The sequence below is a fragment of the Gardnerella sp. DNF00476 genome (assembly GCF_049262735.1).
In the GTDB taxonomy this organism is placed as follows: domain Bacteria; phylum Actinomycetota; class Actinomycetes; order Actinomycetales; family Bifidobacteriaceae; genus Bifidobacterium; species Bifidobacterium vaginale.
The window spans coordinates 955,695-970,711 of sequence record NZ_CP058401.1; the positions used below are offsets into that span (position 1 = coordinate 955,695).

The following is a 15,017-nucleotide window of genomic DNA, read 5'->3' on the forward strand; positions in this document are numbered from 1 at the left end:
CTACGGAGTTTTTGTGCACGCTCGGTTGAGTGTGGTTACTGGTGTGGAAAACAATAGTTAATGTTTTTAGATGAGTTTGTTGGGCATGCTTTTGGGTTCCCGGATTGCCACCCCCCTTTTTTTGGGGTTGCGGTCCTGGCCCTTGGATTACAGGTTGAGGCTTTTTGGTTTTTGGCTTGTGTTCTTGGTGTTTGGTGGTTTGAGAACTGGATAGTGGACGCGAGTAAGAATAGTGAGACTGTTTTTTGGTTTTGCTTGTTTTTACTTTTATCAATTTCAACCGGCTCCATTTTGGTGGAGTCGCTTGATCGTTTTGTGATCGTTTAGTGTGATGATTTATTGTCTAGAGAGTTAAGCGATAGGCTTTTTACTGGTGTATCACTGGTAAGGGCGTATGGTGGATGCCTTGGTAGACAGGACCGATGAAGGACGTGACGGGCTGCGATATGCCTCGGGGAGCTGCCGAGTGGGCTTTGATCCGAGGATTTCCGAATGGGGAGACCCGGCCACTGTTATGGGTGGTCACCACAGTTTTTGTGGGGGGTACGCAGGGAAGTGAAACATCTCAGTACCTGCAGGAAAGGATACTCCGTGAGTAGTGGCGAGCGAAAGCGGATCAGGCTAAACCGAGTACGTGTGATAACCGTCAGGTGTTGCGTATTCGGGGTCGTGGGATTGACTGTTCAGCCTCTGACGGGGTTGAGAAGAGTGATAAAATGTCGTGTTATGTGAATGGGATTGAATTCCCAGCCGTAGAGGGTGATGGCCCCGTAGCAGGTTGCGCGATGTCTTTTTATGTTTATTCCCAAGTAGCGCGGGCCTCGTGGAATCCCGCGTGAATCTGCCCAGACCGTTGGGTAAGCCTAAGTATTCCTGTCTGACCGATAGTGTACTAGTACCGTGAGGGAAAGGTGAAAAGCACCCCGGGAGGGGAGTGAAATAGTTCCTGAAACCGTGCGCTTACAATCCGTCGGAGCCTTCTTGTGGGGTGACGGCGTGCCTATCGAAAAATGAGTCTGCGAGTCAGTGGTATGTGGCGAGGCTAACCCGGGTGGGGGAGCCGTAGCGAAAGCGAGTTTTAAAAGGCGTTTTAGTCGCATGTCCTGGACCCGAAGCGGGATGATCTAGCCCTGAGCAGGTTGAAGCGCGGGTAAGACCGTGTGGAGGACCGAACCCACCTAGGTTGAAAACTGGGGGGATGACTTGGGGTTAGGGGTGAAAGGCCAATCAAATTCCGTGATAGCTGGTTCTCTCCGAAATGCATTTAGGTGCAGCGTCATGTTATTGCTTGCAGGGGGTAGAGCTACTGGATGCTTGCGGGCCCATACCGGGTACTAATAGCAGCCAAACTCCGAATACCTGTTAGGTTTATCATGGCAGTGAGTCGGCGGGGGATAAGCTCCGTCGTCAAAAGGGAAACAGCCCTGATCGTCGTCTAAGGTCCCGAAGCGCGTGCTAAGTGGGAAAGGATGTGGAGTCGCATAGACAGCCAGGAGGTTGGCTCAGAAGCAGCCATCCTTGAAAGAGTGCGTAACAGCTCACTGGTCTAGTGGTTCCGCGCCGACAATGTAGCGGGGCTTAAGCACGCCACCGAAGACGCGACTGCATGATTTAGTTCATGTGGGGTAGGAGAGCGTCCTGTATGGGGTGAAGCGGCAGTGTGAACTTGTCGTGGACTATACGGGAGTGAGAATGCAGACATGAGTAGCGAGAGACAGGTGTGAATCCTGTCCGCTGAATGACTAAGGGTTCCGGGGCCACGTTCGTCGTCCCCGGGTGAGTCGAGTCCTAAGGCGAGGCCGACAGGCGTAGTCGAATGGATGAACGGGTTGATATTCCCGTACCGGTGTTACACCGTTCGAACTGAATCTGAGAGTACTAACCTTCGTTATTCTGGTTGATTATCTTTCGGGGTTTTCTTCTGGTTTAGTGTTGGGACTGTATCGGTAGTAGGTTAGCGTGGGAGTGACGCGGGTAGGTAGCCGGCTGCGGAGGTGGTTTTCCGTGGCTAAGCGTGTGGGCTGTCCTCTAGGTAAATCCGGGGGATGTTAAGCTGAGGCGTGATGGGTAGGCTGTAAGGCTGATTCCGGTGATCCTGCTTGCCGAGAAAAGCTTCAACGTGAGGTGTGATTCCGCTCGTACCCTAAACCGACACTGGTGGTCTGGTAGAGTATACCAAAGCGATCGGGCGAATCCTGGCCAAGGAACTCGGCAAATTACTCCCGTGCCTTCGGCATAAGGGAGACCCCTGATGGTGATGTTTTTTACAAGCGGAGCTGTTGGGGGTGGCACAAGCTAGGGGGTAGCGACTGTTTACCAAAAACACAGGAGCGTGCGAAGGCGTAAGCCGCTGTATACGCTCTGACGCCTGCCCGGTGCCGGAAGGTTAAGAGGATCCGTTAGCTTCGGTGAAGCGGTGAATTTAAGCCCCGGTAAACGGCGGTGGTAACTATAACCATCCTAAGGTAGCGAAATTCCTTGTCGGGTAAGTTCCGACCTGCACGAATGGCGTAACGACTTCCCCACTGTCTCGGCCAGGAGCCCGGCGAAATTGCAGTACGAGTAAAGATGCTCGTTAAGCGCAGAAGGACGAAAAGACCCCGGGACCTTTACTATACCTTGGTATTGTCGTTAGGTGTGGATCGTGTAGCATAGGCGGGAGGCTGTGAAGCGTGGGCGCTAGCTTGCGTGGAGTCGATCAGTGAAATACCGCTCTTTCCATATCTGGCGTCTAACCTCGACACGTTATCCGTGTTAGGGACAGTGCCTGGCGGGTAGTTTAACTGGGGCGGTTGCCTCCTAAAGAGTAACGGAGGCGCTCAATGGTCCGCTCAGCCCGGTTGGCAATCGGGTGTTGAGTGTAATCGCACAAGCGGGCTTGACTGTGAGACTGACGGGTCGAGCAGGGACGAAAGTCGGAGATAGTGATCCGGTGCCGGCGTACGGACGTGGCATCGCTCAACGGATAAAAGGTACCCCGGGGATAACAGGCTGATCATTCCCAAGAGTCCATATCGACGGGATGGTTTGGCACCTCGATGTCGGCTCGTCGCATCCTGGGGCTGGAGCAGGTCCCAAGGGTTCGGCTGTTCGCCGATTAAAGCGGCACGCGAGCTGGGTTCAGAACGTCGTGAGACAGTTTGGTCTCTATCCTCTGCGCTCGTTGGAATGTTGAGGAGACCTGCCCATAGTACGAGAGGACCTGGGTGGACGAACCTCTGGTATGCCGGTCGTCACGCCAGTGGCGCTGCCGGTTAGCTACGTTTGGAAGGGATAACCGCTGAAAGCATCTAAGCGGGAAGCCTGCTCCAAGATTAGCATTCCTTGCACTTTGTGTGTGAGCCCCCATGTAGAACACGTGGTTGATAGGCTGGATGTGGAAGCCCTGTAAGGGGTGGAGCTGACCAGTACTAATGGGCGATTGTGATACTACTTGTATTGCTTATCGTTTAATTCTCTTAACTTTGAGGAGTGTTAGACGGTCATTTTATGGTTAAGTTGTTGATTTTGATGATTGTTTTTCTGTTGCTCGCGTTCATGTCCGGTTCCCAAACCGCCAATTTGCCGCTCGCTTATAGTGAGTGTATAATCTAGTTTTGCGGTGGTCATGGCTCAGGTGAGACGCCCGGTCCCATTCCGAACCCGGAAGCTAAGGCCTGACACGGTGAGGGTACTGCACTCGATAGGGTGTGGGAGACTAGCACGCTGCCGCATTATTCTTTCTAGCGGGGAACTTGATTGTTCCCCGCTTTTTTATTATTTAAGTTTAGGTTATCGTCGAACACGTTCATATTCTTGTAGTGCGATTGTACCAAAACATGTTAGTGTAAAGAATCTTGTTAGCGTAAAGAGTAGTGTGTAAGTGTAGCTTTAACACAATTAAACTGATTAAACGGAAGTATGTATGAAAAAGGCTCTTATTAACATTGATTATACGAATGATTTCGTTGCAAGTGATGGCTCGCTTACAGTAGGAGAGCCTGCACAAAAGCTCGAGAAGCGAATTACAGAGATATCGCAAGAATTTCTAGACGCTGGAGAATTCGTTGTTTTTGCAATCGATACGCATCATCTAAACGATCCGTATCATCCTGAAACTAAGCTTTTCCCACCTCACAATATTGCTGGAACACACGGTCAGGAGCTCTATGGCACTCTTGGTGATTTTTATGAGGCAAATAAAGATAAAAGCAACGTTTATTACATTCATAAAACTCGCTACTCGTCGTTTAATGGCACTGATTTGCTGATTAAACTTCGCGAACGTCATATTGAGGAGCTGCATTTGGTAGGCGTTTGCACAGATATTTGCGTGCTTCACACGGCTGTCGATGCGTATAATCTTGGATTCAAGATTGTGGTTCACAAAGATGCAGTCGCAAGCTTTGATCCTCAAGGTCACGAGTGGGCTTTGCGCCACTTTAAGACTTGTCTTAATGCAGATATTGTAGAAGGCTAAGATCTTTAGCTAAAAATATAAATAATTATTAAATAGTTATTGAGAATAATCGACGCTGGTTGCTTTGAGCTGCCAGCGTTTTTGTTTAATCGGAGTGTCGACTTGACTATTAATGAGAATCATTATTATTATTGATAGACGTTGTAAAGATGTCTTCGAGTAGTTATGTGTAAAAGAAGAGTACACATTGCGAAATAGAGAAGATGAAGTGTAGAGAGCGAAATAGTAATTATGACTCAGGTCATTAAGAATATGGTAAAACGCGCGTTTGCAATGTGTGGCGTTGCGGTGCTTGCGTTTGCGGTGCTGGTATCGGGGTTCAGTGCAGCTTTACCGGCAGTTGCATTAGAAAATAGTAATCCTGGCGAAAAATACAATCCTACAAAAAAGGAAGTGCTAAGTCATGGCCATACGGACGTATTTTACCCAATTCAATACAACGGTAAATTCATTATGGCTGTCGAAAAAGACGGTACCACTTTCTTAAAGCCTGAAAACACTACTTTGCGCGTAGCAAAAAGCACGTATACTACAAAATCGCAGATTCCTGCGCTTGCTACTGAATACTACTATCTTGATAGTTCCGGAAATCAAAAAGGAAATCCTCTCTTCCCAGGTTGGGATACAGGTTATGCTGCATCTTTAGTTGGCGCAAATCACGCAGATGAAGCAACAGCAGATATTGCCATTCAGCAAGTTACTGGTCCTATGAACGGGCGTATTCTGCTTTGGACTACAGAGGGCGTTGGTAAAAATTCAAAGAAATTATCATTTGAAGAGAACGATTTAGACGACGAACCTGATACTGAAGGTAGCCGATTTATGCTACCTGGTGTGATTCATCAACATACTGCTGGTCACGTGCATGCAAACTGGGGATTTACGCAACCTGGCGTGTATAAACTAAGAGTAGCAGCAACTATTACAAATAAAAACACTAAAAAGCAGATCACAACTGAGCCTGCAGAATACACTTTTGAAGTAGAAGACACATATTCAGGCGAAGTACCTGCTTCTGGAATTATGGAAACGCTTGATTTGCATCGTCGCGGTGATTTTATTAATCCTGATGATGATGAAGAAGCGCACAAAGCTTCTGAAGATCATAAGGACACGGATAAAGACGATGGTGGTGATATGCGTATCGGTAATATTCGTGATTCCGGACCTCATCCGCATTATCATTCATACGAAGGTTATGGTGGTTTAGACTTAAAAGTAGTTAACAAACCAAAGGGTGCTCGTATTGAGTGGAGATATGTGCGTGCTGACGAAGGTCCTGACGCGTATGGAACCACTCTTTTTGCTGAGAGATTGCAGCTTCCAGCTGAGCCTGCAATGAACAAGATGAAAGTGTATGCTCACGCAACTGAAGGTGAAACGCAAGTTGGCAAAGATACTGCGTCTGCAACCATCGCCGTTGAAGATCACGGTGCTGACGGACATCCTGTAGTAAAAGCAATTGCTCCTTATAAGCGTTTCAAACCAGGGGATACTTTACACGCGAAAACAGTATTGCTTAACCCTCATGTTGCAACCGACGGTGTTACCGGTGCGCCAATTGACGATCCGACAAGTCCAGTAACTTCCATTGTTAAAGATTATGTTTGGTTGATGAAAAAGGAAGGAGAAAGCGAATTTAAGCGCATTCCTGGTGCCGTGAACAGCAAGTTGGAGCTAAAACTTGATGCGTCAATGCAAGGTGCAACGATTCGTCCTTCCTTAGTTTTAAAGAACGGTGAACTTTACCGTAATAAAATGTTTGATGAGTTTTGCGATTATGTTATTGAGATGAAAGGTGTTCCTCACTCTCATAACCATGATGGCGATGATGATCAAAGTGGTTCTGATTCTGAAGATGATGAGAACTCTCACGGGAAAAAGCACCATGAGAAGCGACATAATAATCGTCATAATAAGCGCAAAAATAAGACTAAGCATTTCGCTGGTGGAAAGAACTTTTTGAAAGGCGTATTCGGTGGTGCTGCAAATTCTGGACTATTCGGATCTAGCTCTAATGGTGGATTCCAATTCGAATCTAATTTCTTTAAGAAATCTGGCAGAAAATTCAAGCGCACAAAGAAGAATCGCAATAAGACTAACCGCACTAATCGTAAGAATAATTCTAAAAATAATACGCAAAGTGGTGCTAGTTCTGGTTCTAGTTCTTTTACAAGAACAGAAAATTCAAGCGGAACATCGTTACATAATTCATCGCGACGAACTTCTGGCGGAACTCATACTAAGAACAAGAGCTCTAAGAAAAGTGGACAGACTATTCGTAATTTCGTAAGAACAGATAATAATTCTGGCAATAAGTCTAAAAATAGTTCTGTCAATAACTCTGATTTTGTTAAGAATACTGAACGTCATGCTTTGCAAGGTGCAAGGCAATACAACGAAGAATCTGATGAAGCGTATGAAGATGATTCAGATGATACAAAAGGTGATAGTTCTTCGATTAAGTGGGTTGCGGTTGCAGCTTCAGGTGCGAGCGTCGGCTTATGCACAATAACTGGCGCATGCGGAGCATTGATACGTTCTAAATTGAAATTGTTGTAAATGGTATTCGTATTATTACTAGAAAGTTTAAATAATGAATTACAAACAAAATGAAACATTGCAAGTAAAACGAAAGCATGTATATTCTACTGCGCTGCTTGCGCTCATATTTTCTTTAGTAACTTTGGTTGCATCTTTATGTGCACCAAATCCAATGCAGGAAACTGCTTATGCTAATGAAGGCAATCAGCCAGTTATGATTCAAGCAGGTCATGCTGATTTTGGACCAACGCTAATCGACGGCAAATGGAAATTGAAGATTCGCGATGATACTGGTGACGAACCAGTGTGGCGAGACCCAGAAAATGTGGTATTTAAATTAGGTGGTAATTCAATAATTCCTATGCCTGATGATGCTGCCTACAGTTTTATTGGCGAAAAGCCTGGAACCAAGCTTTACGTAATTCCACAAACTCAAAATCCTGATGTGCCGTGGCTTGGTTGGAATACGCAGGAAGGTGGCGTGCTTAACGAGCTCGATCGCGGTGCAAACCTTTCTCTTGAAGGAGTAAGCGGCCCGGGTAAACTGCATGTTTACTTAGAAAATGGCAACAACAATCCACAGCAACTTTGGGATAGTACTAAAGGATATCCGCAAAACAGCTGGATTGAAGCCAACGCTCATACTCACGTGAATTGGGTGTTTTCTAAGCCTGGAATTTATCATGTGAAGCTTACTTTTTCAGGAAAGCTTAAAAATGGACGCTCAGTAAGCGATACGCGTGTTCTTAATTTTGCGGTTGGAGATAATACCGATCCTAATGCTGCTTTAGGTGCGAGTGCTGCTGGAGCAAGTGGCAACGAGGGCGACGAAGAGGGTCAAGATGAAGAAGATAACGATGAATCCGAAAAAGATGAAGCTAATCATCATCACGAACTCCTTCACAACAAGCATAAGCATTCTCACAAAGTATCTGAAAAAAGTGACGATACAGCTTTAGTTCTTCAAATCGTAGGTATTTTCGTGGCTATTATTGCCGTAATTATTGTGATTTTTGTACTAATAGCTGTAGTTAAAAGCAAGAAAGCACGAAATCTTGCGCTTGCTAAGCAAGTTTCTGCACAAGCTAATCAACAGTATGCAAATAATGCAAATTCTGTGAATAATGCAAATGGTGACAATACCTTGTCAAATCTAGTGCGTGATCAAGAAACGACAGTAATGTCACCAATTAATAATTCTCAATATTCTCAATCAGACAATATGCAATCTGATGGTACTCAGTGGAAATAATGGTGTGACGAAAATGGTTCGTAATAGTATAAAGAAATTATCTCGCGCTTTGTTGGTGGGCGTGTGCTTGTGTGGCATGATGATGGGAACTCCCGCAGCTTTTGCTGACAATGGCAGTGACGCAACTGTTGTAAGTGGAAAGAAATCTTCTAAAGATTTTACCGCCATAAAGCAAGCCAATTTTAAAGCGTGTACGGCTGCTCGCTTAGATAAAACTGCTTCATCACAACCTGCGGCTGATAGTAAAGCTGCAATGTGTCACGCGTATAAAGGTCATGCTGATGTTTTTGCAACTTTCTTTGATAGTGCAAGCAAGCGCATAGTATTAGGCACCTTGGGTGATGCGTTTGAAAGTGAAGATCATGATGGCACTCGTTATGATACGAATCGACTTATTTTTGAAGTCGGTTCTAAAAACATCATGCAGCTTTCCAAAGATGAGAATGATCCGATAATAAAAGAAATCTACGCAACAACTCGCGAAGGTGTAGTCTGGTTCTTTGATCAATCTGGAGCTGGAAATACTGGTGCATTATGGCCTGGTTTAGATACTAGACCGTTATATGAGGGAGCTGGTTCTACAAAAGTTAACCCAACAGTCAAACTGTCATTAACTGGTATCGAAGCACCTCACAATGGCGAAGTTTTTATGTACACTCGCAGCGGTGACGATTATGAGAAAATGCTCGGCTCTGCTGAAAATTGGCCAAAAGATGTTGACATCACTGAGACTGGTGGCAAGCATTCTCACATGTATTGGTCTTTTAACCGTCCTGGTGTGTACAAGTTAAAAATGAAGGCTACTACTACCGTTGGTGACGAGGAGCAAAGTTCTGAGCAAGTCTATACATTCCACGTCACTAATCATGATGTAACAGCTGGGGATTTTGCTGATTATGATGGCGCATCTTTTGATGGTGATGAAGATGGTGAAGATGACGAAGAAGATTCAGATGATAATGACGATTCTCAAAGTGAGGATCACAGTATTAATGTGCAACAAAGTAACGGATCTTTCTTCATTAACGGTAATAACAACACTGTGTATGTGACTCCATGGCCTGGAGCAAAAATGCAACAACAAGGACTTCTTGGAAGTAATAGAGGACTTTTTGGAAGTAATAACGGTGGTCTTATTCATGGGGAACATAACGCGAAAAGCGGAAAGCAAGATTCTCAAAGTCAGCAATCTACTTCGACAAAGTTCAAAGACATCAAGGGTGACAAACTCGTTATAGACCACGGTCATGTTGATATTGCTGTATATACTGGCGATTCAAATAAAGTTGATATGGCTGTGCAAGAAGATGTGACAGGAAGCCACGTCTTTAGAGACCCGGATACAGTTGTATTCGCAGTTGGTGATGCTGGTAAAACTAACGGCGTGTATCGTATACCGCAAACACAAATTGATGGTGTGCCATGGATGGGTTGGAATAATCAGTCTATGAATCCGCATAAGCCAACTCAATTGAGCTTAACAGGAGTTGAAGGTCCTGGAAACGTACGTGTTTGGATGTTTGGCGGCTTGGGCGGTGGAGATCAAGAGATTTTCTCCACTCAAGGAGCAACAGATTATACTATACCTGCAAATACGCATGCTCATGCGAATTGGGATTTCGACAAACCGGGATATTACACATTGCAATTCCAAGCTTCTGACGGAAATTCTACAGTAACTCGCAATATTCATGTTGCTGTTGGTGTTGATCCACAAGAAACGCCAATGGGGTATGCTGACGGCGGCGGAAGCAATGAAAAAGAGGATACACAAGGCAAAAAAGTTGGTCCTTCTGCACCTCATAATCCAGTAAAACCTACTAGTTTGCCTCGTTCTGGCGGTAATAATGGCAGTGGTGGAATCGGTGCCGTTGATGGCGGAAATTCTTTTGTTGGAGGTCGTGGGTTTGGGTCAAACAATTCACGTTCTGGAAAACAATTGCCAAGAAAAGCTAAAAAGCATAAAGGTCTTGTTTCAAAAATTAGTAACAAGAGGATTGCTAAAAGTTTGTACCGACAGAAATTGAATGATAATGACGATATTGTGAAATCTGAAGCAAAGGGTGTAAAAGGATTATTCAATCGGAATCCTTCACTTGCCTATTCGCTTATTATTGGCGGAATTATTGCTGTGCTTGGCGTTTTTGGTGCCGGAATTTGGTTCCTCTACAAGCGCGGGCTTATTAACTTCAATTGGTTGTTGCGCTATTAGTAGTAGGAGTGTGTAAGGGTGATTCATAAGCCCAGAAAAGTAAAGCAAACTTTGTTTTCTTCGATTAGTGCAATTGCAGTCGTCGCGCTTATTTTGCCGCTTTCTTCTTGTGGTAGTGCTAATGGGAATCGTGCAGGACATCGTAATGGTCGCATTAACGTTGTAACAACAACGGGCGTTTTGCGAGATATGGTTGCGAATGTTGCAGGAGACGCAGCAAATGTGAGTGCGATTGTGCCAGACAACGCGGATCCGCATTCGTACGAGCCGCGTTTGCGCTCAATTAGAGACGTTGTGTACGCGGATGTTGCTTTTAGTAACTACATGATGCTTGAGGAGCACGGCGTAATTACAGCTTTGGACGCTAATTTGCGAAAAGGTGTGCCAAATGTGCAACTTGCGGAAGAAAGTGTTAAGCACGCTGCAGATATTATTCCGATGGTAGAAGACGTGTCTTTAGACACGATTTGGCTAGGTCTTGCTACAGAACGCATGGCTGCGCAACCGAGCGAGGAAGCGCATAGCGTGCAAGGCAGTGCAAATGCAAATCCGCAAAAGCGTGCGGAAGAATCGCCTTCGGCGGCGGCTGGTGAGTTAGCTTCTCTAAACAATCTCAATAAAACAAAAACAAATTCAAAACAAGCCAGCCAACTAGAAAAGTCAGGTCAATCTTTGCAATCAAATGCGCCTTCAACTGCAACAAAAGAAGGTCGCGCAACTGTAATAAAGCCGAACGCATACAACATGAAGCGCTCCGACAGAATACGCTTAACGGCAACGAAAGTAAGCGGACCAGGCGCGCTATTTGCATACTTGACTGGCACTTTTGGAAGCGTAGAAACATACTTTAACAGCGCAAACGGCATAAGCGCAGAAGACCACGTAGACTTGCCAGCAGACGCGCACACGCATTTAAGCTGGGCGTTTAGCAAGCCAGGCGAATACACGCTTGACTTGCACGCCGACATGCTAAACGCGCAAAACGAGGTAGTTTCTAGCCTTGGAAACGCTAAAATGCGATTTGCTGTAGGCATAAATGCGCAAAAAATAGCCAAAAAGCGTGGAGCTAGCGTAGTGCTGAACAAAGGTCATGCAGATTTAGCTTACGACTTAGCAAAACGTGGATTTGTGTACCGCGTAGATACTTTGCAAGAAAAACGCTCCGCTGCGCCAAAACGTGTGTATTATGCGCCGCGCGATGTTGTTGTAGAAGTGCCAACTAACGCGCTAAAAGAGATACCAGCCGAACAAGGATACAGGTTTTTGGGAGCTGCAAGGCAGAAGATTTATCAGCTGCCGCAAGCAGTTTTAGGAAAGCACGTTCACGGAGATATTGACCCGCATTTGTGGCAATCCGTAAAAAATGGCATAGCATACGTGCGCACAATCGCAGATCGCCTTTGCGAAGTGGACCCTAAAAATGCTCGTAAATATCGCGAAAATGCGGATCGATACATTAACAAGTTGTTAGACGTAGATGCGTATATGCGCAAAAAAGTGGCGTCAATACCAAAAGAGAAGCGCAATTTAGTTACAACGCACGACGCTTTTGCGTACTTAGGTAAAACTTACGGCGTGAATATTGCAGGATTTGTAACGATTAATCCTTCGAGCGAGCCGAGCGTGCAAGATAGGCGTAGATTGCAGCAGATTTTGCGCGATTTAGAGATTCCAGCTGTGTTTTTGGAGCCAAATTTAATATCGCGTTCGTCTGTGCTGAAGGAGTTGGCAGCGCAAGCGCACGTAAAAGTGTGCCCGATTTATGGAGATGCTTTCGATTCTAAAGTGCGAACTTACGCGGATATGATGCGAGCGAACGCGGATTCTTTAGCGAAGTGCTTGAAGTGAGATTGAAGTTGAATTTATGAAGATTAATAAGGGAAATATGGACGCGAATATGGACGAAAATACTGTTATAAGCGCGCAAAACTTAATCGTAAGTTACGGCAGTCGCACGATTGTAAAAGACGTTTCGTTTACGATTAAAAGCGGCGAATTTGTGGGACTTCTTGGTGCAAATGGAGCTGGAAAAACAACGCTTTTCCGCGCGATTATGGGTTTGATTCCGCATACTGGAAAACTCGAAGTGCACGCTAATAAAAGCGGTGAATCTTTGATTAATTCGCGAGTAAACAACGTTGGATACGTGCCACAACGCCACGATATTGCGTGGGATTTCCCACTTTCTGTACTAGACGTGGTAATGATGGGCCGCATTCGTCACATTGGCTACGTTCGTCGCGCAAAAAAAGAGGACTACGAGATAGCGCTCGCTTCTCTTGAGCGCACAGGAATGGCGGATTTTAGGGATCGCACAATCGGCGAGCTTTCGGGCGGGCAAAGGCAGCGCGTACTCGTTGCACGTGCTCTTGCAGGACAGCCGCGATTGTTGCTTTTAGATGAGCCATTTACAGGCTTAGACATGCCTACTCAAGAGCTGCTCACGAGTCTTTTTTTGGATTTAGCAAAGTCGGGAGAAGCGATTTTGATGAGCTCGCACGACATAATCGGATCTATAAACTCGTGTTCTAGAATCATGCTTTTCGACGGAAGCATAGTGGGCGACGGCGCTCCAGAATCGTTAAACGCAAATCAATGGGTGCAAACATTCCATGTGGATGCGCAAAATCCACTAATCAAAGCTGTAGAGCGCGTTATGGCGCATGAAAGTGTGGTAGAAAAATAATGCTATCTCCAATCGACTTTATACAAGACCTTACAAACCCAGACCTTTGGTTCTTACTCAAAGCGCTTATAGTAGCGTGCCTTTCTAGCGTAATATGCGGAGTTGTAGGATGCTATGTAGTGCTACGCGGAATGGCGTTTATTGGAGACGCAGTAGCGCACTCCGTTTTTCCAGGACTCGCAATCGCATTTGTGTTGCAAGGAAACTTGCTATTTGGTGGCGCGCTCGCAGGAGTTGCAACCGCGCTAATCGTATCAATCTTTAGCCAAAATCGTAGACTTCGCGAAGACTCGTTTATCGGCGTATTTTTTGTGTCTGCATTTGCGCTGGGAATCGTAGTAATCTCAAAGGCTTCGGGCTATGCAGGATCCTTGGAATCGTTCCTATTTGGCTCCATTACAGGAATACCAGACTCCGACATTGCTGTAGTAGCAATAACAGGGCTAATAATCGTAACGCTTCTAATGATGTTCCACAAAGAGCTAGTATGCGTTTCAATGGATCGAGAAACAAGCCGCGCAATGGGTTTGCCAGTAGCATGGTTGGATGGAATGCTATACGTTTTAGTTGCGATTGCTGTAGTAGTATCTGTGCAAATAATCGGAAACGTGCTTGTCTTAGCGCTTTTGATTACGCCTGCGGCGACTGCGCGATTGCTTACCGACAGACTTGGGAAAATGATGATTTTGGCGCCTGCTATTGGGTGCGCTTCTTCGATTCTTGGAATGTACTTGTCTTGGAGTTTAGACACTGCTACTGGCGGCACAATCGTTTTGGTTGCGACTTTTATGTTTGTTCTAGCGTGGGTGTGCTCGCCTAAACATGGGTTGGTGGCGAGGATTGTGCCGAAACTGCGATCAGTCGTTTCGTAAAATTGCGGTTTATAGTTTGCGGCACAATAGACGTATGGTATCTAAAGGAAAGCCTTCGCCTAGAAGCGCAGTTAAGCCGCTCAGTGATGAGCAAGTAGAACGCTTAGCGCGAGCACACAAGTTAGTTGATCCTACTTATTACTACCCAACTGGCGCGCGGACGCCAAATACGGCAGAAATCAACGCGCAAAATCCAAAGGCAACTGAGCGTCTCCTTGAAGGAACGTCTCGCGTGCTTAGATCTCGTTGCAAAGTGCGCGCATGGGGATTAGAGAATGTGCCAGAAGAAGACGTGTTTATAACCGCTTGCACGCACGTTACAATGTTCGACGTTTTCGTGCCAATGACGTCTCTATTCCACCAAGGCCGACGTCCGCGATACATGGCAAAAGCAGAGCTTGCGCATTGGCCAATCTTAGGAAAATGGTTCCAGCTTGTTGGCATGCAACCAGTTCCACGCAGAAGCGGAAAAGCACGTGAAATCGAAGAAGAATCGATTAAAATCCTAACAAACGGTAGGCCGCTTAGCGTATGGCCAGAAGGAACAGTTACGCGCGACCCTCAAAAATGGCCTATGAGCATGAAGCCAGGAATCGGAGTTATTGCGCTCGAAGCATCGCGTAGGCTGGGGCATCAAATTCCGCTATTTTGCGCTGTTACATGGGGTGCTGCAAGCATCAATCATTGGTGGCCGTGGCCAAAGAAGAACGTTGTAATGTGCTACGATGCGCGTCTTGATTATTCGGATCTTCTAAAAGATATGGAAAATTGGGGTGATTTGCCGCCTATGGAGTCTGCTGCCGAATTGGCTCGTCGCGTACGCGTACGCATGACGGAAATTATGGAAGAGATCCGCGGAGAAAAAGCACCAGAAGGATACTTTGACTATAGACTTATGAAGAGAGTCAAAGAATAGTGACTGTAAATTTGCGGTTCACTAAGCCGTAAAACTTTTGTGAATCATCCGTAAAGCGGGCTGTGTAGAATTATGC

General features: G+C 45.8%; 9 protein-coding genes and 2 rRNA genes. All 11 read left to right on the forward strand.

The window, feature by feature from the left end; translation table 11 throughout:
* The first annotated feature begins 60 nt into the window (after positions 1 to 60).
* The 11 genes from HXT25_RS03835 (at position 61) to HXT25_RS03885 (ending at position 14,941) form a co-directional block, all read left to right on the forward strand.
* Positions 61 to 327 (forward strand): hypothetical protein, encoded by a 267-nt coding sequence (locus HXT25_RS03835; RefSeq protein WP_101892036.1) that lies wholly within the window; start codon positions 61 to 63, stop codon positions 325 to 327.
* 47 nt (positions 328 to 374) lie between these two features.
* Positions 375 to 3,433, forward strand: a 23S ribosomal RNA gene (locus HXT25_RS03840).
* Positions 3,434 to 3,597: 164 nt separating this feature from the next.
* A 5S ribosomal RNA gene (gene rrf, locus HXT25_RS03845) occupies positions 3,598 to 3,714 on the forward strand.
* Between the two features lie 190 nt (positions 3,715 to 3,904).
* Entirely contained in the window at positions 3,905 to 4,459 is a 555-nt protein-coding gene (locus HXT25_RS03850; protein WP_004125197.1) for a cysteine hydrolase family protein, read from the forward strand.
* 231 nt (positions 4,460 to 4,690) lie between these two features.
* Entirely contained in the window at positions 4,691 to 7,021 is a 2,331-nt protein-coding gene (locus HXT25_RS03855; RefSeq protein WP_422118695.1) for a choice-of-anchor M domain-containing protein, read from the forward strand.
* Between the two features lie 34 nt (positions 7,022 to 7,055).
* A complete protein-coding gene (locus HXT25_RS03860) occupies positions 7,056 to 8,255 on the forward strand; it encodes a choice-of-anchor M domain-containing protein (RefSeq protein WP_014554802.1) in 1,200 nt (399 codons plus the stop codon).
* 13 nt (positions 8,256 to 8,268) lie between these two features.
* A complete protein-coding gene (locus HXT25_RS03865; protein ID WP_422118696.1) occupies positions 8,269 to 10,467 on the forward strand; it encodes a choice-of-anchor M domain-containing protein in 2,199 nt (732 codons plus the stop codon).
* Between the two features lie 51 nt (positions 10,468 to 10,518).
* On the forward strand, positions 10,519 to 12,315 hold the full coding sequence (locus tag HXT25_RS03870; protein ID WP_217431485.1) for an anchored repeat ABC transporter, substrate-binding protein: 1,797 nt from the start codon (positions 10,519 to 10,521) through the stop codon (positions 12,313 to 12,315).
* A 16-nt stretch (positions 12,316 to 12,331) separates the two neighbouring features.
* Positions 12,332 to 13,153 (forward strand): anchored repeat-type ABC transporter ATP-binding subunit, encoded by an 822-nt coding sequence (locus HXT25_RS03875; protein ID WP_020759839.1) that lies wholly within the window; start codon positions 12,332 to 12,334, stop codon positions 13,151 to 13,153.
* Positions 13,153 to 14,025, forward strand: a complete 873-nt coding sequence (locus tag HXT25_RS03880; protein ID WP_004113712.1) for an anchored repeat-type ABC transporter permease subunit — start codon at positions 13,153 to 13,155, stop codon at positions 14,023 to 14,025. Before HXT25_RS03875 ends, HXT25_RS03880 begins: the two co-directional genes overlap by 1 nt.
* Before the next feature lie 34 nt (positions 14,026 to 14,059).
* Entirely contained in the window at positions 14,060 to 14,941 is an 882-nt protein-coding gene (locus HXT25_RS03885) for a lysophospholipid acyltransferase family protein (protein ID WP_004113711.1), read from the forward strand.
* Positions 14,942 to 15,017: the final 76 nt, after the last annotated feature.